The organism is Pseudophaeobacter sp. EL27 (assembly GCF_900313025.1).
In the GTDB taxonomy this organism is placed as follows: domain Bacteria; phylum Pseudomonadota; class Alphaproteobacteria; order Rhodobacterales; family Rhodobacteraceae; genus Pseudophaeobacter.
In genome coordinates, this window is the sequence record NZ_OMPQ01000005.1 from 65,696 (window position 1) to 86,490 (window position 20,795).

The window sequence follows — 20,795 nt, forward strand, 5'->3', positions numbered from 1 at the left end:
CCGCGACATCTTAACTCGTTACGTTTCACTTGCCACGAATCGACAATCAGCATAATACCGACCCAACGGTCGGCTTATTTCGCCACCAGATCAGGAGACGCGAACACCATGGATGCATTCATCTGCGATGCCACCCGAACCCCAATTGGCCGCTACGGCGGTGCTCTGAGCCAAGTGCGGACCGACGACCTCGCTGCCGAACCTCTTGCTGCATTGGTTGCCCGCAACCCGCAGGTGGACTGGTCCAGCATTGATGATGTGATCTTTGGCGACGCCAACCAGGCCGGCGAAAGCAACCGCAACGTCGCCCGTATGGCCGCGCTGCTGGCAGGCCTGCCGGTGGATGTGCCCGGCACCACCATCAACCGCCTCTGCGCCTCTGGCATGGACGCCGTGGGCATGGCCTCGCGCGGGATCCGCGCTGGTGACTACGACATGGCCATCGCCGGTGGTGTCGAGAGCATGAGCCGCGCACCTTTTGTGATGCCAAAGGCGACATCAGCTTTCACCCGCGCCAATGCAGTTTACGACACCACTATTGGCTGGCGCTTTGTAAACAAGAAGATGCACCAGATGTATGGCACCGACTCGATGCCACAGACCGCCGACAATGTTGCCGCAGACTATGGCATCAGCCGCGCGGACCAGGACGCCTTTGCCGCCCGCAGCCAGGCCCGCTGGGCCGCCGCCCATGAGGCCGGCATCTTTGGCGATGAAATTACTCCGGTCTCGGTCCCCCAGCGCAAGGGTGACCCGGTTGTGGTCGACACCGACGAGCACCCCCGTCCCGGCACAGGCGCCGCCAAACTGGGTAAGCTCAAAGGCGTCAACGGCCCCGACCTGACTGTCACCGCCGGCAATGCCTCTGGCGTCAACGACGGCGCTGCTGCTATCTTGATGGCCAATGAGGCCGCCGCGGCCAAGAATGGGTTGAAGCCCATGGCCCGCATCGTCGGCATGGCCGCCGCCGGGGTCGAGCCCCGCGTCATGGGCATCGGCCCGGTGCCTGCCACCCGCAAGGTGCTGGCCCGGACCGGTCTGACGATCGAGCAGATGGATGTGATCGAGCTCAATGAAGCCTTTGCCAGCCAGGGTCTGGCGACGCTTCGCGAGCTGGGTGTCGCCGATGATGCGCCCCACGTGAATCCTAACGGTGGCGCCATCGCCATCGGTCACCCCCTTGGCATGTCCGGCGCCCGCCTGGTGCTGACTGCCGCCTATCAACTGCAACGCACCGGTGGGCGCTATGCGCTGTGCACCATGTGTGTCGGCGTCGGTCAGGGCACCGCCCTGATCCTCGAACGCGTTTAAGCCAGCAACCCTATAAGGGAGGAGCAAGTCATGTATGCACAGATGGTACAATCCGAAGCGAGCACCGATGATCCGGAAAAGCTGGCCGCCTTTCAGGCCCGCATTGATGCCGGAGAAAAGATCGAACCCAAGGACTGGATGCCTGCGGGCTACCGCAAGACACTGATCCGCCAGATCGGTCAGCACGCCCACTCAGAAATCGTTGGCCAGCTGCCGGAGGGCAACTGGATCACCCGTGCCCCCACTCTGGAACGCAAGGCGATCCTGCTGGCCAAGGTCCAGGATGAGGCCGGTCACGGGCTCTATCTCTACTGCGCCGCCGAAACGCTGGGTGTCAGCCGGGATGAGCTGACCGAAATGCTGCTGGACGGGCGGATGAAATACTCCTCCATCTTCAACTACCCCACCCTGAACTGGGCCGATATGGGCGCAGTGGGCTGGCTGGTTGATGGCGCGGCAATCATGAACCAGGTGCCACTGCAGCGGACCTCCTTTGGACCATACTCGCGCGCCATGATCCGGGTCTGCAAGGAAGAGAGCTTCCATGCGCGTCAGGGGTTTGACGCCATTCGCAAGATGGCGACAGGCACACCTGCGCAGAAGAAGATGGCCCAGGACGCAGTGAACCGCCTCTGGTTCCCGGCGCTGATGATGTTTGGGCCCTCGGACGCAGATTCCGTGCATTCGACCCAATCCATGGCCTGGAAAATCAAGATGAACACCAATGACGAGCTGCGTCAGAAATTCGTCGACCAGACCGTGCCGCAGATTGAATTCCTCGGGCTCGACCTGCCGGACGAAGGCATCACATGGAACGAAGAGCGCGGTCATTACGACTATTCCGACCCCGACTGGTCCGAGTTCTTTGACGTGATCAAGGGCAATGGCCCGTGCAACACCGACCGCCTCGCGGCCCGTAACAAGGCCTGGAAAGACGGGGAATGGGTCCGCGACGGATTGCTGGCCCATGCCCGCAAGAAAGCCGCCCGCAAACATGCCGCCGAATAAGCAGCCAAGTAACCTAACGATTATGCGCCCTGCCAGATCTCGCAGGGCCGCCACAGCCAGGAGAACTGAGCTATGAAAAACGAATGGCCCCTCTGGGAAATCTTCATCCGCGGTCAACATGGTATGAGCCACCGTCACGTCGGCTCGCTGCATGCACCTGATGCCGAAATGGCGATCAAGAACGCCCGCGACGTCTACACTCGCCGCAATGAGGGCGTATCGATCTGGGTGGTTGAGGCCAACCATATCGCCGCCTCTTCGCCCAGCGACAAAGGCCCGCTGTATGAGCCTTCTGAGTCCAAGGTCTACCGTCACCCGACCTTCTTTGACATTCCTGACGAAGTGGGAGCGATGTAATGGCGGCCCCGCTCACACAAGATGAGGCCCTGTTTCAGTTCCTGCTGCGCATGGGCGACAACACCCTGATCCTGGGTCACCGGGTCAGCGAGTGGTGTGGCCACGCGCCGGTTCTGGAAGAGGACATTGCCCTGGCCAATACGGCGCTGGATCTGATTGGTCAGACCCAGATGTGGCTGGGCCTGGCGGGTGACGTTCAGGGCGAAGAGAAATCGGCTGATGATCTGGCCTTTCTGCGCGATGTCTGGGATTTTCGCAACGTGCTGCTGGTCGAGGTTCCAAACGAAGACTTTGGCCGCACCCTGATGCGCCAGTTCCTGTTTGATGCCTGGCATTCGATCCAGCTGGGGCATCTGATGAAGTCCTCGGATGAGCGCATCGCGGCCATCGCGGCCAAGACCAGCAAAGAGGTCGCCTATCACCTGGAGCGCTCTGCCGATACGGTTGTGGGCCTGGGCGACGGCACCGCGCAAAGCCATGACTACATGCAGGCGGCGCTGGACTATCTGTGGCCCTACGTAGGTGAGATGTTCGCCTCTGATGAGGTCGACGCCGCCATGGTCAAAGCGGGCATTGCGCCTGACCCGGCATCGCTGCGCACCGATTATGACGCGCTGATCGGGCGCGTGCTGGCTGAGGCCACACTGGCCATTCCGGACAGCGGCTTTGCCCATAAGGGTGGGCGCAACGGCAAGATGCATACCGAGCACCTGGGCCATCTGTTGACCCATATGCAGTGGCTGCAGCGCGCCTATCCCGGCGCCAGCTGGTAAAACAGTACTGGCAATAAAAGAAATGAGGGCAACGCCTGACCCTGGGTGGGTGCGAAAGCGCCCTCCCGTGGGGAGGGTCGGGCGCTGCCCGGCCTCACGGCCGGGAAAAACACCGCAACGAGGAACGCACATGAGCCAATTACATGAACAGCCAAGTGTAGACCAAATCTGGGAATGGCTCGACGCCGTGCCAGATCCGGAGATTCCGGTGATCAGCCTGGTGGACCTGGGCATCATTCGTGGCGTGGACTGGCAAGAGGATACGCTCGTGGTCGCCGTCACTCCGACCTATTCCGGCTGCCCGGCAACAGCGATCATCAACCTCGATATTGAGACAGCCCTGCGCGATCACGGTCTGGAAAAGATCCAGCTGAAAACGCAGATCTCCCCCCCCTGGACCACCGACTGGATGAGTGAGAAGGGTCGCGCCAAACTGGAAGAGTTTGGCATTGCCCCACCGCAGGCGGCAGGTGGACCGGAACGCTGCCCCAACTGCAAAAGCACAAATGTCACCCGTGTGAGCCAGTTTGGCTCCACCCCCTGTAAGGCTCACTGGCGCTGCCAGGACTGTCTTGAACCCTTTGATTATTTCAAGTGCATCTGAGGAGAGCTCCATGGCGCGCTTCCACCAACTCGAAGTTACCGATGTCCGCAAAACCATCCGCGATGCGGTTGTGGTTTCCCTAAAGCCCGTCAATGGCGCGGCAGCGGAATTTGATTTCACCCAGGGCCAGTACCTGACCTTCCGGCGCGACTTTGACGGCGAAGAGCTGCGCCGCAGCTATTCGATCTGTGCCGGCAAGGGCGATGGTCTTTTGCAAGTCGGCATCAAACGGGTCGATGGCGGCGCCTTCTCGACCTGGGCCAATACCGAATTGCAGGCCGGCGAGATGCTAGAGGCAATGCCGCCCATGGGTAGCTTTTTCACCCCATTGGATGCCAGCGCCGCCAAGAGCTACCTGGGCTTTGCCGGTGGCTCCGGTGTTACCCCGGTTTTGTCGATCCTGAAGACAACTCTGGAAGCCGAGCCAGACTCCACCTTCACGCTGATCTATGCCAACAAGGGTGTGAACACGATCATGTTCCGCGAGGAGCTGGAAGATCTGAAGAACATCTACATGGGCCGCTTCAACGTGATCCATATCCTGGAATCCGATGCCCAGGAAATCGACCTCTTCACCGGGCTGGTGACTGAGGAGAAATGCGCCCAGCTGTTTGAGCACTGGATCGACATCAAATCCGTCGACACGGCCTTTATCTGCGGGCCTGAGCCCATGATGCTGGGCATTGCCTCTGCCCTACGCACAGCAGGTCTGGACGACAGCCAAATCAAGTTCGAGCTCTTTGCCAGCGCCCAACCCGGCCGCGCCAAGCGCAAAGAGGGGAGTGCAGATGCTGCCAGTGCCGGCAATCAGGCCACCGCAGCGATCACCCTGGATGGCTCAACCCAGACGGTGCAGATGGGCAAGGATATGACCATTCTGGACGCCGCTTTGGAAAACGCCATGGATGCCCCCTACGCCTGTAAGGCCGGGGTGTGCTCGACCTGCCGCTGCAAGGTGATCGAGGGCGAAGTGGATATGGTCGCCAACCATGCACTGGAAGATTACGAGGTCGAAAAGGGCTATGTGCTCTCCTGCCAGGCCTTCCCGGTCACCGACAGGGTTGTTGTCGATTACGATCAGTAACGCGTTTAAGAGGAAGGACATATCATGCCCGAAGACATGAGCATCGAGAGCTATCTCGCCCAGGGTGGCATGTTGAGCAACCCTGCCAATGTACCGCCACGCTACCGGGCTGCCTTGCTGAAGCTGATGGCCACCTTTGTGGATAGCGAACTGGCCGGTGCCGCCGGTTTTGCCGAAATCATCAACGAAGGCCCCGGCATCAAGGCCCGCATTGCAGCCGCCAAGATCGTGCTGGAGAAAAGCGATAACGCCGACCGCGTGCTGCGCATCATGGGCGAATTTGGCGCCGATACCGAGCGCTACGCAGATCACCACCCTTGGACTGCGCGGCTTGAACGCGGTGCGGATATTGGCCAACAGCGCTCGGATCATGACATGCGTCTGGCGGTCTTCAACTACCCGCTGGAAGGCTGGGCTGATGCCGTGGTGATGAACCTGCTGATGGGCCGAGCCGTTGCCGTGCAGCTGGCAGAGTTCTCGCTGATTTCCTATCAGCCTCTGGCCGAAGTGTTTCGTGCCCTGGCCCCGATTGAGGCCCGCCATGCTGAACTGGCCGAAGAAGGCCTGGAGCGGTTGATCGAAGAAACGGGCAAGGGCGATCTGCAATCATCGGTGAACTATTGGTGGCCACGGGTTGCTGCGAGCTTTGGCAGTGAAGGGTCAGACAAGTTCGAAGGGCTGAAAGCGCTGGGTCTACGTCGCACGCCCAACGGTGAGTTGAAAACCCGCTGGCAGGCGGAAGTGGGGGTAAAGCTGGCCAAATTGGGTTTGACACAGCCCGTCTAGCACCCAGTTCAACTGCGCCCGGCTCGCGGCTCATAGCCAAATGCTCCCGCCAAGAGCCTGGTGCATCAAAGATGCCCCGCTCCTGTTGGGCCCAGCGCGCGCCTTTGGGCGCGCGCTGTTGCGTTTGTTGTCAGCCATCCGCCTGAGCCATTCAAAACACGGCCTTCCCCATAAACTTACACACTCGATCAGCCTGCACCGTCAAAAAAGGTCTGGCCCTATGACCTTTTTCCACCTAGATTTTCCGCAACTAGTGAAGGGGAACACAATGGCCGCAGGCAAAAACATTCGCACCTATTTTCAAGGTCGCTGGCATGATGGCGATGTTGCTCTGCTGAAGGGGGCGGATCACGCCATGTGGCTTGGATCCTCGGTGTTTGATGGCGCCCGGTTCTTTGACGGCATGACCCCGGACCTGGACCTGCATTGTGCCCGCACCAATGCCTCAGCTGAGGCGCTGCTGATGCGCCCCACGGTCACAACTGCCGATATGGTTGAAATTGCCCTGGAGGGTCTAAAAGGGGTTTCTTCCGGTGCAGCGGTCTACATTCGGCCAATGTATTGGGCGACGGATGGAGATGCGACAACCATTGCCCCCGATCCGGAGAGCACTGAATTTGCGCTCTGCCTGGAGGAAATCCCCATGGCATCAGCTGAAGCCAGCGCAACCCTGACCCGAACAGGCTTTCGCCGCCCGGTCTTGGAAAGCGCGGTTGTCAATGCAAAAGCCGGGTGCCTTTATCCCAATAATGCGCGGATGCTACGCGAAGCCCGCAGCAAAGGCTTCAGCAATGCCCTGGCACTGGATGCCATGGGTAATGTCGCTGAAACGGCAACCGCAAACATCTTTATGACCCGCGATGGAGAGGTCTTTACCCCGATCCCGAATGGCACTTTTCTGGCCGGGATTACCCGGGCGCGCCATATTGCCAACCTGCGGGCGGACGGGGTTACAGTTCACGAAACCGTTTTGAGTTTGCAGGATTTTGAGGCCGCCGACGAGGTGTTTATGTCAGGCAATATGAGCAAAGTGACCCCCGTCACAGCCTTTGACAACTGCAGCTACCAGGTTGGCCCTGTGGCAAAGCGTGTTAGAGAACTTTATTGGGACTGGGCCTCCAGCCAGAAGTAACACCCCCTCCTGCCAACTCTTAATCTGCCCAAACCCTCCCGCCCATCGCCAAGGCCTCTTTGAGGCATATGGCTCCCGTTGGGGGGAGCGCCGTGCAAAGCGCGGCGCGGCAGCTCCCTTTCGCCAAAGTGCCGCAAACCAGCTGCACCAGTTTTTCTCCTCTCCCCTGAGATAGGGGCAGGACCCATTGGTTTCCTCCACGGGCCGTGAAGGAAGCACAGTTTTCCTGCGACCCTAAAGCTCTTCGGGTTTTGCTGGCAGGCGGCCTGGGGCGCTTGCAATCATAGAGTTGAAAGCTGGGCCATTGTCGCAGTGGCAGCATCCTGGGCTGACCAAGGCTGGGCCTGTTGTCGTACTGATGGAGACGTGGCAGGTGAAGCCGCGTTGAAAACGAAGCCGTTAGGACGTGCGGGTGCCCGACCCTGTAGAGCACAATGCCATGTTGGAGGCAGCACCCGTACCTATGCTCAAATCCCGTGCTGCACCGCGCCTTGAGCAGGCCAATCTGTCGCTCGTTGATGACACTGACGGGCATTGCAGCAATGGTCCCCTCACCTACAAATCCGCAGCCGATGATCCCACCCGTTCTAGATCCTCAAAACATGTTGGACCTTGGGGAGGGCTGATACTATCGCAGCATCAATCCGGAAACCGCGATGCCACTTGCGGCCTCACCAAGGTGGGGGACGTAAAAATGCTTCGGGCCTTGTGTCAAGTCGCGACCGCCATGGTGCATCGCGGGTGCCCCCATTGGCTATGGACATAGGCTACGCGAGTGGCCAAGCCTCAAGGAAGCAGGCGCTCAATGGTCGCGCTTGCGCGGCGCATCAGCATTGTTCGTCATCACATGTGGCGAGACTCATGCGATCCCACCGAGTGTCAGAGGTCTAGAAACAGCAAGAGAACGCTTGGGCGCAAGCTCTTGAAGGTTGCATAATTGCGACCCTTCGAGCTCCCCACCGGGACCTGGTTCCAAAGATGCCGAAGTCAAGACTGTTGCCGAACTTCGGTTCGAGCATGCCTATGGGATAGGTACTTCGGGTTATCACACTGGATCAGCATCATGATGGTAGCCATCGCGCTGACCACGGACAACTTGCCCAAGCATGAACTCATCGTCAGAAGCGGCCCCATGGCCAAAGCCCTGACCCTAGGAACACAGATCATCCAAGGAGCCATCCAAAAGAAATCGTCCAAGAATAAGCACCGAGACCTTACAACAAAACCCGCGCCGCGTAAGCGGCGCCAGGCCCAACTGTGAGTGGGATCGTAGATCACACGGAACAGGCGGGAGCTTCTCCCTGTCAACGCGATGCTCAGATCGAAGTCGGATGACCCGTTCCCAACTATGCCTCTTCAATTGTTACGCAGCCTATTGTTGCGCGGGCACTATTGCGCCATGATCTTTGGTGGAGCAACCAGAGGACAAAAATGCGCAAATTCCTTGTTGTACTGGACGACAGCCGAGAATGTCTGAATGCAATGCGTTTTGCCGCGATGCGCGCGGCAAAAACCGGAGGGGGTGTCGCCATCCTTTCTGTCATCCCACCGGATGATTTCAATCATTGGATTGGCGTCGGCGAAGTCATGCGGGAAGAAGCTCGCGAACGTATCCATGCTCACTTTGAAGTCTTTGCAAAATGGATGCGTGATCGCCAAGGCGTTGACCCGGAACTGGTGATACGCGAGGGTGATGCGGTGCCGGAGATCATGGCCCAGATCGAAGCCGATACCGAAATTGGTGTTCTGGTCTTGGGCGCCGGAGATGACCGGAAAGGCCCGGGCCCACTGGTCAGCCAGTTGAGCAAATCGTCGGGAAACCTGCCTGTCCCAATCACAATTGTGCCGGGAGATCTCTCAAAGGACCGCCTGGACGCCATCACCTGACGCGCCCTGCACAGCCCAGCTGTTTTTGGCGAGGGAGCACCAATTTCACCGGATTTGAAACGGTGCAGGCTCAGCTCTCAGCCTTAGTATCGTGACAGCAAGGGGGATTGCGCATAGGGCCACTGCAGTTTAGAATAATTCTAAACCTTGACTTGATGCCCCTGCGGGCGCATATCCCATGAGACGCTTTTTGGAGGCCCGAGATGTTCATTCAGACCGAATCCACGCCTAACCCGGCGACGCTTAAGTTTCTGCCAGGGCAGACCGTTCTGGACGCGGGTACCGCTGATTTCCCCAGCGCCGAAGCCGCTGGCAGCTCTCCACTGGCCAGCCGCATTTTTGCGGTCTCTGGGGTTGCAGGTGTTTTCTTTGGCAACGATTTTGTCACTGTCACCAAAGTAGACAGCGTTGACTGGGACCATATTAAGCCTGCCATTCTTGGCGCCATCATGGAGCATTACCAGTCCGGTCAACCTATCGTAGATGCCGGTGGGGAACAGAACTCTGGCCACGCCGAACACAGCGGTGAAAACAGCGAGATTGTTGATCAGATCAAAGACTTGCTGGACAGCCGCGTACGCCCTGCGGTGGCACAGGATGGTGGCGACATCACCTTCCACGGTTTTGACCGCGGCGTTGTCTATCTGCATATGCAGGGCGCCTGCGCCGGTTGCCCGTCTTCGACCCTGACCCTGAAGATGGGCATCGAAAACCTGCTGCGTCACTATATCCCCGAGGTGACCGAGGTGCGCCCGGTTGCCGTCTGAGGCAGCCACGCCACCTTTTTCCGCACGCTGCTACTGCGGCGCTTCCCGCCTACGCTTAAGCCAGGCACCGCTCACCGCCGCCTATTGCCATTGCCGGGATTGCAGACGCTGGACAGGGGCGCCCCTGGGCGCCTTTGCCGCCTTTACCCCCGCCGCCTTGACCGCAGATCCGCCGCTAGGCACGGGGGTATCCCTGGCTCCCGGGGTGCGTCGCTGGAACTGCCCGACCTGCGGATCGCCGCTTGCCGCCCGCTTCGACTACCTGCCCGATCAGGTCTATATCCCCCTCGGTATCATCGATCAGGCCGAACAAATCGCGCCGCAAAGCCATAGCCACGCTGCGGCGGCACTGCCCTGGCTGCATCTGAGCGATGACTTGCCACGGGAGGCCAGCTCTGCCAGAGAGCGGCTGAACGCGTCACGCAAGGATTTCGATAATGGTTCAGAGGGCTGATACCCCCCTTGTTCTGGGCTTTGACACCTCGGCGCCCCATTGTACGGCTGCATTGCTGCTGGGCGATAGGGTTCTGGCACAGCGGTTCGAGGAGGGCTCGCGCGGGCAGGCAGAGCGGCTGATGCCCATGCTGGAAGAAATTCTGACAGAGGCAGGCAAAACCTGGGCCGAGCTTACTGCCATCGGCGTTGGCATTGGTCCGGGAAATTTTACCGGCATTCGTATTGCAGTCTCCGCCGCGCGCGGGCTGGCACTGGGGTTGAAAATCCCCGCCGTGGGAATCAATGGTTTTGAGGCCCGCGAGAAACAAGGGGTTGTGGCTGCGGTCCCGGCCCCTCGCGCACAGGTCTATGCCTGCCTCAATGGGGAAGCGCCGCGTCTGATGCCCGAAGCTGAGGCCTCTGACGCTGCCCGCAGCGCCGGGCTGGTGTTTGCGCCTGAGGCCTCCCCGGCGGATTTGGCACAGCGCATCGCAGAACTGGCGGGGCAACGTTACCTGGACAGTGTCGCACCGCCGGCGCCGCTTTACCTGCGCGCGGCGGATGCTGCCCCCGCACGGGATTTGCCGCCACAGCTGATTGATGAGTAGCCCCCCAACCCCACAGGAGATGGCACGGATCCATGCCGCTGCCTTTCTGCAGTCCCGACCCTGGTCTACAGAAGAATTCACCTCTCTGTTGGAGAGCCCGCTGAGCTATGCCTGCGGTGACAGGCGCTGCTTTGCCCTGGTGCGGGTCATCGCAGATGAGGCCGAATTGCTGACCATTGCCACCGACCCTGAGTTTCAATGCCAAGGACTGGCGCGTAGGCTCATGCAGGATTGGCAAACCCTGGGTCAATCCCGGGGCGCCAAGACCTGCTTTTTGGAAGTTGCGGAAGACAATTGCGCGGCCATCGCGCTGTATCTCGCGGAGGGATTCGCGACCTGCGGGCGCCGCAGCGGCTACTACGCGCGCAGAAACGCTGCGGCTGTGGACGCAATTGTCATGCAAAAAGAGTTACCTTGAGCAACCTGCGCGGATTTCGCACCAATTGGTCAAAAAGCGGTTGACCCTCAGCCCGACCAAAGGGCTAAATTGCCGCACCTATTCATAACAATCCCTGTGGGGCCAAGGTGATCACCTCGAACGGATCATCCCTGACCACTGCATGGAAAAACAAAACCGGGAGTATCCTAATGACGCTGATGAAATCCCTGATGGGCGCCGCAGCTACGCTGGCCCTTTCTGCTGGTGCAGCCCTGGCCGAGCCTGCGCTGATCTTTGACCTTGGCGGAAAATTCGACAAGAGCTTCAATGAAGCCGCCTTTGGTGGCGCGCAGCGTTGGGCCGAAGAAACCGGCGGCACATTCCGCGAAATCGAACTGCAGTCCGAAGCCCAGCGTGAGCAGGCCCTGCGCCGCTTTGCCGAAGCCGGCGCCAACCCAATCGTCACCATGGGCTTTGGTATGGCTGATCCGCTCAGCTCGGTTGCCCCCGATTACCCCGACACCAAGTTTGTGGTGATCGATGTCACCTGGCTTGATGCGCCAAACATTCGTCAGGTTGGCTTTGCCGAGCACGAAGGCTCTTACCTTGTTGGCATGATGGCGGCAATGGCCTCCAAATCTGACACCGTGGGCTTTGTTGGTGGCATGGATGTGCCGCTGATCCGTCATTTTGGCTGCGGCTATGCACAAGGCGTCAAGGCGGTGAACCCGGATGCCACCGTTATTGCCAATATGACCGGCACCACGCCTTCGGCCTGGAATGACCCGGTAAAAGGCTCCGAGCTGACCAAGGCGCAGATCAGCCAGGGTGCTGATGTGGTCTATGCCGCCGCTGGCGGCACCGGTGTTGGCGTGCTGCAGACCGCTGCAGACGAAGGCATCCTGTCGATCGGTGTGGACAGCAACCAGAACCACCTGCACCCAGGCAAGGTCCTGACCTCCATGATGAAGCGCGTCGATGTTGCCGTCTATGAAGCCATGACCGCAGGCGAATCCATTGAGGCCGGCGTCTTCTCGATGGGCCTCGCGGAAGAAGGAGTTGGCTATGCCCTCGACGACAACAATGCCGCACTGGTCAGTGATGAAATGAAGGCCGCTGTTGACGAAGCACGCCAGAAAATCATCGACGGCGAGATCGAAGTTGTCTCCTACTACGCGGACAACAGCTGCCCTGCATTGAAGTTCTAATCTAGAAAGCCCCAGGCCATGACAACGTGTATTGATACCCTGTTCTCGGCCTGGGGCGACCCATCGCCCGAGAGCCGCGCAGCCAAAACAGATGCAGCCATCGGGCCCGACTTTTACTATTCCGATCCCAACGCGCCAGACCCGATCCGGGGTCGTGCTGCCTATCTGGACTATATCGCCCAGTTTGGCGCGATGATGCCCGGTGCCAGGGCTGAGGTGGTCGCGGTCAGCGAACACCACGGGCATCTGCGCGCCACTGTTGATTTTACAAAGGACGGTCAACGTATGATGCGCGGGCAGTATTTTGCGGATATGTCAGAGGGCAGGCTACAGCGTGTGATCGGATTTTCAGGCATGGGAGAGCCCGATTGACCGCCCCCGCCATTGAACTCAAAGGCATTTCAAAATCCTTTGGTCCCGTTCAAGCAAACAAAGACATCTCGATCAGCGTCGCCCCCGGAACCATCCATGGTATCATTGGTGAAAATGGCGCTGGAAAATCCACCCTGATGAGCATCCTCTACGGCTTTTACAAAGCCGATAAGGGTGAGATCTGGATCAACGGCAAACAGACGGAGATCCCCGACAGCCAGGCCGCCATCGCGGCCGGAATCGGCATGGTGTTTCAGCATTTCAAACTGGTGGAGAATTTCACCGTGCTGGAAAACATCATCCTCGGTGCTGAGGACGGCGGCCTTCTAAAGCCCTCGCTGTCCAAGGCCCGCAAGACCCTGAAGCAGCTTGCCGCCGAATATGAGCTGAACGTCGACCCGGACAAGCGCATTGATGAGATCGGCGTTGGCATGCAGCAGCGGGTTGAGATCCTCAAGGCGCTCTATCGTCAGGCCGATATCCTGATCCTGGATGAGCCGACGGGCGTGCTGACCCCGGCGGAGGCGGATCAGCTGTTCCGCATTCTGGACCGGCTGCGTGCCGAGGGCAAAACCATCATCCTGATCACCCATAAACTGCGCGAGATCATGGAGGCCACCGACACGGTCTCGGTGATGCGGCGCGGCCAGATGACCGCCACGGTCAAAACCACCGAGACCAGCCCTGAACATCTGGCGGAGCTGATGGTGGGGCGCAAGGTCTTGCTACAGGTGGATAAAGTACCTGCCAAGCCAGGTAAGCCAGTGCTGGAAATCGAAAAACTGCGCGTCGTGGATGAGGCCGGTGTTGAACGGGTCAAAAGCATCGACCTCACGGTCCGCGCCGGAGAGATCCTCGGTATTGCCGGCGTTGCGGGCAACGGCCAGTCAGAGCTCCTGGAGGTGTTGGGCGGCATGCGCAGCGGCGAGGGTGTCATCCGGTTGAATGGTCATGACCTGCCTCTGCACGGTGCCGGCTCCGATGCGCGCGCCCGGCGTGCAGCCCATGTGGCCCATGTGCCCGAGGACCGCCAGCGCGAAGGTCTGATCATGGATTTCCACGCCTGGGAAAACACCGCCTTTGGCTATCACCACGCGCCCGAATACCAACGCGGGCTGTTGATGGACAACGCAGCCATCCGCGCCGATACCGAGGCCAAGATGGCAAAATTCGATGTCCGGCCACCAGATCCCTGGCTGGCGGCCAAAAACTTCTCTGGTGGCAATCAGCAGAAAATCGTGGTGGCCCGCGAGATCGAACGCAACCCGGAGCTTTTGTTGATCGGCCAACCCACCCGAGGTGTTGATATTGGCGCGATCGAATTCATCCACAAACAAATTGTTGATCTGCGTGATCAGGGCAAAGCCATCCTGCTGGTCTCGGTCGAGCTGGAAGAGATCCTGTCGCTGGCAGACCGCGTAGCTGTGATGTTTGACGGCATGATCATGGGCGAACGCAGCGTGGATCAAACAGATGAAAAAGAGCTGGGCCTATTGATGGCCGGCATCGCGGGGGAGGCCGCGTAGATGGAAAAAATGCCAAAATGGGCCGATGTTGTCCTGATCCCTCTGATCAGCCTGGCACTGGCCGCGGGCCTCTCAGCGCTGGTGATCCTTGCCATTGGCGAAGACCCGGTTGCCGCCGTGAAACTCATGGTGGATGGCGCGCTCGGCTCCAGCTATGGCTGGGGCTATACGCTCTATTACGCCACCAACTTCATGTTCACCGGCCTCGCGGTGGCGGTTGCCGCCCATGCGGGTTTGTTCAACATCGGTGGTGAAGGTCAGGCCATGCTGGGCGGCCTGGGGGTCGCGGTGATCTGCCTGTTCATTCCCTGGCCACATTGGACCCTGGCCCTGCTCTTTGCCACACTTGGTGCCGGTCTGTTTGGCGCTGCCTGGGCGGCCATTCCGGCCTATCTGCAAGCAAAACGTGGCAGCCATATTGTCATCACCACCATCATGTTCAACTTCATTGCCGCGGCGGTGCTGAACTATGTGCTGGTCAATGTGCTCAAACCTGCCAGTTCGATGGATCCGGCCTCTGCCCGGTTCAGCGACACGGTTCATCTGCCTTCGCTACATGAATTGCTGGCGCCGCTGGGGATCGCCTTTTCCAAATCCGCCCCCGCCAATGTCAGCCTGCTGGTGGCGATTTTTGCCTGTCTGGCGGTCTGGTTGCTGATCTGGCGGACCTCGTTGGGGTTTGAGATCCGCAGCTTTGGCAAATCAGAAGCCGGAGCCCGCTATGCCGGGATCTCGCCGGTGAAGATCACCATCATTGCCATGATGATTTCCGGCGCTCTGGCCGGGATCATGGCGATCAATAACGTGATGGGCGAGGCCGAGCGCCTGGTGCTGAACGCCACCGAAGGCGCGGGCTTTATTGGCATCGCTGTGGCCCTGATGGGCCGCAACCATCCCTTTGGCGTCTTTCTGGCCGCAATCCTGTTTGGTTTTCTCTACCAGGGTGGCGCTGAACTGGCGCTTTGGACCAAGATCCCGCGTGAGCTCATCGTGGTGATTCAGGCGCTGGTGATCCTCTTTACTGGCGCACTGGACAATATGGTGCGGATCCCGCTTGAGAAGATCTTCCTCGCCTTCCGCCGGGAGGCAAACTGATGGATTTTCTCACTCTGATCCAGATTTTGGATAGCTCCGTACGTCTGGCAACGCCGCTGCTACTAGCCTGCCTGGCTGGTCTCTATTCGGAACGCGCCGGGATTTTTGACATCGGTCTTGAAGGCAAGATGCTGATGGCTGCCTTTTTCTCAGCAGCAATTGCCGCCAGCACCGGCAATGTCTGGCTGGGACTTCTGGCGGGCATCGTCTCTTCACTGGTTCTTGCAGCGCTGCACGGCGTGGCCTCAATCACCTTTCGGGGCAACCAGCTGATCTCTGGCGTGGCCATCAACTTCCTTGCTGCCGGGCTGACCGTGCTGATCGCGCAGGATTGGTTCAAACAGGGCGGTCGCACGCCTTCATTGCTCAGCGGCGGGCGCTTTGAAGGACTGGAATGGCCCTTTGCCATTGGCTCGCAGGATGCCGAGGCTGCAGGCGTGCCGGTGTCGCAGCTGATGAAGGATGCAAACCCGGTACAACAGGTCTATTCAGAGCTGATTTCGGGCCATTCCATCCTGGTTTACCTCGCTTTTCTGGCGGTTCCCGCTACCTGGTGGCTGCTCTATCGCACCCGGTTTGGTCTGCGTCTGCGCGCCGTGGGTGAAAACCCGGCAGCGGTGGACACGGCGGGGGTTTCTGTGGTCGGGCTGCGCTTTGCCGCCGTTGCCATCTGCGGGCTGCTCTGTGGCATCGCCGGCGCCTATCTGGCCACTGCCCTGCAAGCCGGTTTTGTCAAAGACATGACCGCCGGGCGGGGCTTTATCGCACTTGCAGCGCTGATCTTTGCCAAATGGCGGCCCTGGCAAGCCATGGGAGCCTGCCTGCTTTTTGGCCTGCTGCAAGCGGTTGCTTTGCGGTTCCAGAATATTGAGCTAGGCCCCATCGTGGTGCCGGTGCAGGTCATGGATGCCCTGCCCTATATCCTGACCGTGGTGATCCTCGCCGGTTTTGTCGGCAAGGCAATCCCGCCACGCGCCGGCGGCGAGCCCTATGTAAAAGAGCGCTAAGCCAAAAATGACTTCGCCCAAAGGCCCGTGTCCTCAAGACGCGGGCCTTTGGCGTGTTTCGGTGCTCTATTACTGGGAAATAGGTCCAGTTTCTAAATTCAAATCAGTCCTGCCTGCTGCAGAGCGGCATAGTGAGTTGATTTTCTTGTTACGCTACGCTCTAACGGAATTATGCAAGTCTATCTCCCCATCGCCGAAGTATCGGTCAACGCCTTCCTCTTGTTAGGCCTCGGAGGAATTGTCGGTATCCTGTCCGGCATGTTCGGGGTTGGCGGCGGCTTCCTGATGACGCCCTTGTTGTTCTTTATCGGTATTCCGCCTGTTGTGGCCGTTGCGACCGAAGCCAACCAGATTGTCGCCTCCTCCTTTTCCGGTGTCCTGGCGCATTTCCGAAGGCGCACAGTCGACATCAAGATGGGCATGGTGCTGCAAGTCGGCGGGTTGATCGGGGCTGCGCTTGGCGTGGTGGTGTTCAACTATCTCAAAAGCCTCGGTCAGGTCGATTTGCTGGTAACCCTTTGTTACGTTGTTTTTCTGGGTGTCGTTGGCACCTTGATGTTCATCGAGAGCCTCAATGCCATCTTCAAATCCAAGCGCACTGGTGGCGCCCCTGCGCCGCGGCGTCAGCGTGGCTGGGTCCATGCGCTGCCTTTCAAGATGCGCTTTCGCACCTCGGGGCTCTATATTTCGGTGATCCCGCCCATCATGGTTGGCATCGCCGTAGGCATTCTCGCTGCGATCATGGGGGTCGGAGGCGGCTTTATCATGGTGCCGGCAATGATCTATATCCTCGGCATGCCGACAAAGGTGGTTGTTGGCACCTCGCTGTTTCAGATCATTTTGGTCACTGCCTTTACCACCATGCTGCATGCCACCACCAACTATACCGTGGACATCGTGCTTGCGGTTCTGCTGCTGGTTGGCGGCGTCATCGGCGCCCAGATCGGTACCCGGATTGGTGTCTACCTCAAGGCCGAGCAGCTACGCATTCTGCTCGCACTGATGGTCATGCTGGTCTGTGTCAAACTGGGGCTTGATCTGCTACTGATGCCAAATGAGCTTTACTCCCTTGGCGCAGCAGGAGGGCATTGATCATGTCTATCCCACTCCTACGCGCAGCCGCATTGGTCCTGTGTCTGCTTGCTGGCCTGCCCTCTGCCGGCCTTGCCGTCGAAGAAGAGGTGGTCCTGGGTCTCAGCCAGGACCGCGTTGCCATTACCGCAGATTTTGATGGCTCAGAGATCCTGATTTTTGGCGCCGTGAAACGCGAGGCCCCGATACCGCAGGGCCCGCCCCTTGAGGTCATCGTCGCAGTCTCTGGACCAAACTCCCCGGTAACCGTCCGACGCAAGGCAAAACGGATGGGCATCTGGGTCAATACCGACAGCGTACTGGTGGATTCCGCGCCCAGTTTTTATGCCATCGCCACCAGCGCCCCCTTTCAGGAGGTGATCTCGGATACCGAGGACCTGCGCTATCGCATCTCCATTGCCCGCGCCATCCGTTCGGTTGGGGCCGCGATGAACATCACAAACGCCCAAGACTTTGCTGATGCGGTTGTGCGCATCCGCGAGAATGAGGGGCTCTATTCGCTGCGCGAGAACACCGTCGCCGTAGACCAGCAGACTCTGTTCCGCAGCGCCATCGATATGCCTGCCGATCTGACCGAAGGGCATTACACCGCCCGGATCTTTCTCACCCGTGCCGGCAAGGTTGTCTCCAGTTTTGAGACCGATATCGATGTTCGCAAGGTTGGCCTCGAGAGGTTTCTCTACAGCCTGTCGCGCGAACAGCCCTTTCTTTACGGGCTGATGTCCCTGGCCATTGCCATCGCCGCCGGCTGGAGTGCCTCTGCCGCTTTCCGCCTGCTCCGCAACAACTAGCAGCCTCTGACCTGGCCTTCTCCTGTTTGAACTGGGGTCAAGGGCCGCTTAGCGGCCGCGCGCAGGCGCGGTTCACCCTTGAGGCCTGAGCAAACCAAATAGACTGGAACAGGTTCTGATCGGGCAGATCGCCAGATCAGAACCTCTCAGCAGATCTTCCTGTTGCGCCGCGCGTCAGCGCGGCGCCCGGCCCAACGGGATTTGCGGCGCGCCAGCGCAGCACATCCGGGCGGGAGCCCCTCCCTTGGCAAGGCCGGGAAGACCCTTCAGCCGCGGCCGATATAGGGCATCTTGGTGGCCATAACCGTCATGAACTGCACATTGGCCTCCGGCGGCAGTTCCGCCATATGCAGCACCGATCTCGCGGCATCTTCCACCGCAAAACTCGGCATCTGTGCCGCCTCAGGCGCGGCCTCAGCCTGACGTGCTTTGAGATCCGCAACCATCGGCGTTTCGGCATTGCCGATATCAATCTGCCCACAGGCGATATCAAAGGCCCGCCCATCCAGCGACAGGCTGCGGGTGAGGCCGGAAATGGCTGCCTTGGTCGCGGAATAAGGCGCGGATCCCGGTCGCGGCACATGTGCCGCAATCGATCCATTGTTGATGATACGCCCACCCTGCGGCGATTGACGGCGCATCTGACGAAAGCTCGCCCGTGCAGCCAGAAACATGCCATTGAGGTTCACATTGACCGAAGCGTACCAGTCCTCAAGGGAGATTTCGTCGATGGTGCCGCTGGGGGTAAAAATCCCGGCATTATTGAAGAGGACATCCAACCGCCCCCTGGCCATAACAAATTGATTGACCGCGTGATCCACTGCCGTGGCATCGGTGACATCTGCAGGTAGTATGGTTGCATTGTCATGGCCCATGGCCACCTCTTCCAGGGCCTCATAGCGGCGCGCCAACAGCCCAACCTGCCAGCCCTTTGACAGACACAGCTCAGCCACTGCCCTGCCAATACCAGAGCTTGCTCCGGTGATCAGGATCGTTTTTGCGCGTTGCGTACTGCTCATAACAGCGGCGCCTCCTCTTGCATTTCCAGGGTCAGTGCTGCCGCTGGAGCAGCTTTCAGATCATCCACCTGCAGGGGACCCGTTGGCTTGGCCAAGCGGTTGCGCACCACCCAGATCAGCCGCTCCTGGGCGCGGGTGATGGCCACATAGGCCAGACGTTTCCACAAGGGCTGCCCCGCCTCTACCCGCCCCATACGGGCAGCGGCATAGATATCCGGCGCAAAGACCTGGGTGGTATCCCATTGGCTCCCCTGCGCCTTGTGGATCGTCACCGCCGCCCCGTGCAGGAAGGTGGCCCCCATCCGGGCGGCATAGGGAATGAAGGGCTCTTCCTCGTCCGGTTTTTCAATCTTCACGATCGAGGCCGCCGAGACCTGCGGATCTTCGGCCCCCATCACATGCAGACGCGAAAACCCCGGCTTACGTCCCGGCCCCAGATAGACCACCTGGGCGCCCTTGATCAGCCCGCGCGCCTCCAGGTCCAGACGTTTCTTGCGATGCTTCATCGGCAGCTCGATCCCGTCGCAGATCAAAGGCTCGCCCTCAGCCAATGCATCTTCCGGCGCGCCATGCACCTGACGAAAGGCATTGATCAGCCGGATTCGGGTGGCATTGCGCCAGACCAGAACCGGGCTGCGCGCCATCAGGTCGACCTCAACCCGCTGCCCCCAAACCACACGTTCATCCCGCCGCGCGGTCTCTTCGATCATCCGTTCAAACTCTTCAAATCCAAGTGCCGGATCCGCCAGAGCATGGGCCAGATCCAGGATCGGGTTATCCGCATCCTGGCGGTGAACCCGGTGCAGCACCAGTTGACGCGGCTCTGGCAGGGTCTCAAACACCATCGAGCCCGACTGGTTGACCGGCGCCAGCTGCGCCGGATCGCCAAAAAGAATCAGATTGGGAAAGATCTCTTTCAGATCCTCGAACTGGCGGTCATCCAGCATCGAGGCTTCATCAACAAAGCCGATATCCAGTGGATCTTCGCGCCGCTTCCAACCGGTGATAAAGTCGGAGCCCCGCAGCCCGGCCACGGCAAGCGCCCCGGGGATAGATTTGTTTTTTTCATAGAAGGCCGCAGCCCGCGCCAGAGCCTCTTCGGTCAGGCCTTCAATCTCGGGCTGTTCGCCATTGCCCGTCAGCCACTCGGCGATACGTTCATATTCCGGGTCATAAACCGGCGTGTAAAGAATGCGGTGAATGGTGGTGGCCGGAACACCGCGCAGCCGCAGGACACTGGCTGCCTTATTGGTTGGCGCCAGGATCGCTAGACTCCGCCGCCCGGTCTTCTTGCGACTTTCATAATCGCCCGAAACCACCTCGACCCCGGCCTTTTCCAGCGTCTTGTACAGTTCTGCCAACAAAAGCGTCTTACCAGAACCCGCCTTGCCGATCACTGCCATCACGCCGGATTCCCCCATCGGGGGTTGCAGCAGACCATCATCCATATCGACCCCGGCCTGGCGCAGCAAAGCGGAGACACTGTCAAAGGCCACGGCCTGATCATCGGAGAATTTTACGGTCACATCTGTCATGGCGCGACCCTATCCCGAT

The 20,795-nt window shown here is 59.6% G+C and carries 24 protein-coding genes; 22 read left to right on the plus strand and 2 right to left on the minus strand.

Annotation, left to right across the window (positions count from 1 at the left end):
• Positions 1 to 108: 108 nt before the first annotated feature.
• The 22 genes from pcaF (at position 109) to ED661_RS03305 (ending at position 18,222) form a co-directional block, all read left to right on the plus strand.
• The gene (pcaF, locus tag ED661_RS03200; protein ID WP_122072511.1) at positions 109 to 1,311 is read left to right on the plus strand and encodes a 3-oxoadipyl-CoA thiolase; all 1,203 of its coding nucleotides are present in this window, start codon (positions 109 to 111) and stop codon (positions 1,309 to 1,311) included.
• A gap of 30 nt (positions 1,312 to 1,341) precedes the next feature.
• The gene (paaA, locus tag ED661_RS03205; RefSeq protein WP_054459918.1) at positions 1,342 to 2,319 is read left to right on the plus strand and encodes a 1,2-phenylacetyl-CoA epoxidase subunit PaaA; all 978 of its coding nucleotides are present in this window, start codon (positions 1,342 to 1,344) and stop codon (positions 2,317 to 2,319) included.
• 72 nt (positions 2,320 to 2,391) lie between these two features.
• Positions 2,392 to 2,676 (plus strand): 1,2-phenylacetyl-CoA epoxidase subunit PaaB, encoded by a 285-nt coding sequence (gene paaB / locus ED661_RS03210; RefSeq protein WP_009809578.1) that lies wholly within the window; start codon positions 2,392 to 2,394, stop codon positions 2,674 to 2,676.
• Positions 2,676 to 3,449 (plus strand): 1,2-phenylacetyl-CoA epoxidase subunit PaaC, encoded by a 774-nt coding sequence (gene paaC / locus ED661_RS03215; protein WP_122072512.1) that lies wholly within the window; start codon positions 2,676 to 2,678, stop codon positions 3,447 to 3,449. Before paaB ends, paaC begins: the two co-directional genes overlap by 1 nt.
• A gap of 130 nt (positions 3,450 to 3,579) precedes the next feature.
• Positions 3,580 to 4,053: a 1,2-phenylacetyl-CoA epoxidase subunit PaaD gene (paaD, locus tag ED661_RS03220; RefSeq protein WP_122072513.1), complete on the plus strand. Its 474-nt coding sequence runs from the start codon at positions 3,580 to 3,582 to the stop codon at positions 4,051 to 4,053.
• 10 nt (positions 4,054 to 4,063) lie between these two features.
• Positions 4,064 to 5,137, plus strand: a complete 1,074-nt coding sequence (locus ED661_RS03225) for a 2Fe-2S iron-sulfur cluster-binding protein (RefSeq protein ID WP_122072514.1) — start codon at positions 4,064 to 4,066, stop codon at positions 5,135 to 5,137.
• A gap of 24 nt (positions 5,138 to 5,161) precedes the next feature.
• Entirely contained in the window at positions 5,162 to 5,923 is a 762-nt protein-coding gene (locus ED661_RS03230) for a Phenylacetic acid catabolic protein (RefSeq protein WP_122072515.1), read from the plus strand.
• Positions 5,924 to 6,191: 268 nt separating this feature from the next.
• Positions 6,192 to 7,055, plus strand: coding sequence for a branched-chain amino acid aminotransferase (locus ED661_RS03235; protein ID WP_122072516.1), 864 nt, complete (start codon positions 6,192 to 6,194; stop codon positions 7,053 to 7,055).
• Positions 7,056 to 7,518: 463 nt separating this feature from the next.
• Positions 7,519 to 7,821, plus strand: coding sequence for a transposase (locus ED661_RS22375; protein WP_371412393.1), 303 nt, complete (start codon positions 7,519 to 7,521; stop codon positions 7,819 to 7,821).
• Between the two features lie 297 nt (positions 7,822 to 8,118).
• The gene (locus ED661_RS03245; protein WP_162930016.1) at positions 8,119 to 8,316 is read left to right on the plus strand and encodes a hypothetical protein; all 198 of its coding nucleotides are present in this window, start codon (positions 8,119 to 8,121) and stop codon (positions 8,314 to 8,316) included.
• Between the two features lie 170 nt (positions 8,317 to 8,486).
• Positions 8,487 to 8,942, plus strand: coding sequence for a universal stress protein (locus tag ED661_RS03250; protein WP_122072519.1), 456 nt, complete (start codon positions 8,487 to 8,489; stop codon positions 8,940 to 8,942).
• Positions 8,943 to 9,145: 203 nt separating this feature from the next.
• Positions 9,146 to 9,709 carry a NifU family protein gene (locus ED661_RS03255; protein WP_122072520.1) on the plus strand — a complete coding sequence of 188 codons (564 nt, stop codon included), beginning with the start codon at positions 9,146 to 9,148 and terminating at the stop codon, positions 9,707 to 9,709.
• On the plus strand, positions 9,699 to 10,163 hold the full coding sequence (locus ED661_RS03260; RefSeq protein WP_122072521.1) for a GFA family protein: 465 nt from the start codon (positions 9,699 to 9,701) through the stop codon (positions 10,161 to 10,163). Before ED661_RS03255 ends, ED661_RS03260 begins: the two co-directional genes overlap by 11 nt.
• Positions 10,147 to 10,752, plus strand: a complete 606-nt coding sequence (gene tsaB / locus ED661_RS03265) for a tRNA (adenosine(37)-N6)-threonylcarbamoyltransferase complex dimerization subunit type 1 TsaB (RefSeq protein WP_122072522.1) — start codon at positions 10,147 to 10,149, stop codon at positions 10,750 to 10,752. Before ED661_RS03260 ends, tsaB begins: the two co-directional genes overlap by 17 nt.
• Positions 10,745 to 11,170: a GNAT family N-acetyltransferase gene (locus ED661_RS03270; protein WP_254054759.1), complete on the plus strand. Its 426-nt coding sequence runs from the start codon at positions 10,745 to 10,747 to the stop codon at positions 11,168 to 11,170. Before tsaB ends, ED661_RS03270 begins: the two co-directional genes overlap by 8 nt.
• A 170-nt stretch (positions 11,171 to 11,340) precedes the next feature.
• Positions 11,341 to 12,339 (plus strand): BMP family protein, encoded by a 999-nt coding sequence (locus ED661_RS03275; protein ID WP_122072524.1) that lies wholly within the window; start codon positions 11,341 to 11,343, stop codon positions 12,337 to 12,339.
• 18 nt (positions 12,340 to 12,357) lie between these two features.
• Positions 12,358 to 12,711: a nuclear transport factor 2 family protein gene (locus ED661_RS03280; protein ID WP_122072525.1), complete on the plus strand. Its 354-nt coding sequence runs from the start codon at positions 12,358 to 12,360 to the stop codon at positions 12,709 to 12,711.
• Positions 12,708 to 14,237: an ABC transporter ATP-binding protein gene (locus ED661_RS03285; RefSeq protein ID WP_122072526.1), complete on the plus strand. Its 1,530-nt coding sequence runs from the start codon at positions 12,708 to 12,710 to the stop codon at positions 14,235 to 14,237. Before ED661_RS03280 ends, ED661_RS03285 begins: the two co-directional genes overlap by 4 nt.
• On the plus strand, positions 14,238 to 15,332 hold the full coding sequence (locus tag ED661_RS03290) for an ABC transporter permease (RefSeq protein WP_122072527.1): 1,095 nt from the start codon (positions 14,238 to 14,240) through the stop codon (positions 15,330 to 15,332).
• Positions 15,332 to 16,339, plus strand: coding sequence for an ABC transporter permease (locus tag ED661_RS03295; RefSeq protein ID WP_122072528.1), 1,008 nt, complete (start codon positions 15,332 to 15,334; stop codon positions 16,337 to 16,339). The genes ED661_RS03290 and ED661_RS03295 overlap by 1 nt, the downstream gene beginning before the upstream one ends.
• Before the next feature lie 171 nt (positions 16,340 to 16,510).
• The gene (locus ED661_RS03300; protein ID WP_122072529.1) at positions 16,511 to 17,431 is read left to right on the plus strand and encodes a sulfite exporter TauE/SafE family protein; all 921 of its coding nucleotides are present in this window, start codon (positions 16,511 to 16,513) and stop codon (positions 17,429 to 17,431) included.
• Positions 17,432 to 17,433: 2 nt separating this feature from the next.
• A complete protein-coding gene (locus ED661_RS03305; RefSeq protein ID WP_122072530.1) occupies positions 17,434 to 18,222 on the plus strand; it encodes a TIGR02186 family protein in 789 nt (262 codons plus the stop codon).
• A 266-nt stretch (positions 18,223 to 18,488) separates the two neighbouring features.
• Here the strand turns inward: ED661_RS03305 and ED661_RS03310 are convergent, their stop codons facing one another.
• Positions 18,489 to 19,241, minus strand: a complete 753-nt coding sequence (locus ED661_RS03310; RefSeq protein WP_122072531.1) for an SDR family oxidoreductase — start codon at positions 19,239 to 19,241, stop codon at positions 18,489 to 18,491.
• Positions 19,238 to 20,776, minus strand: a complete 1,539-nt coding sequence (locus ED661_RS03315) for an ATP-dependent RecD-like DNA helicase (RefSeq protein ID WP_122072532.1) — start codon at positions 20,774 to 20,776, stop codon at positions 19,238 to 19,240. The genes ED661_RS03310 and ED661_RS03315 overlap by 4 nt, the downstream gene beginning before the upstream one ends.
• Between the last annotated feature and the right edge of the window lie 19 nt (positions 20,777 to 20,795).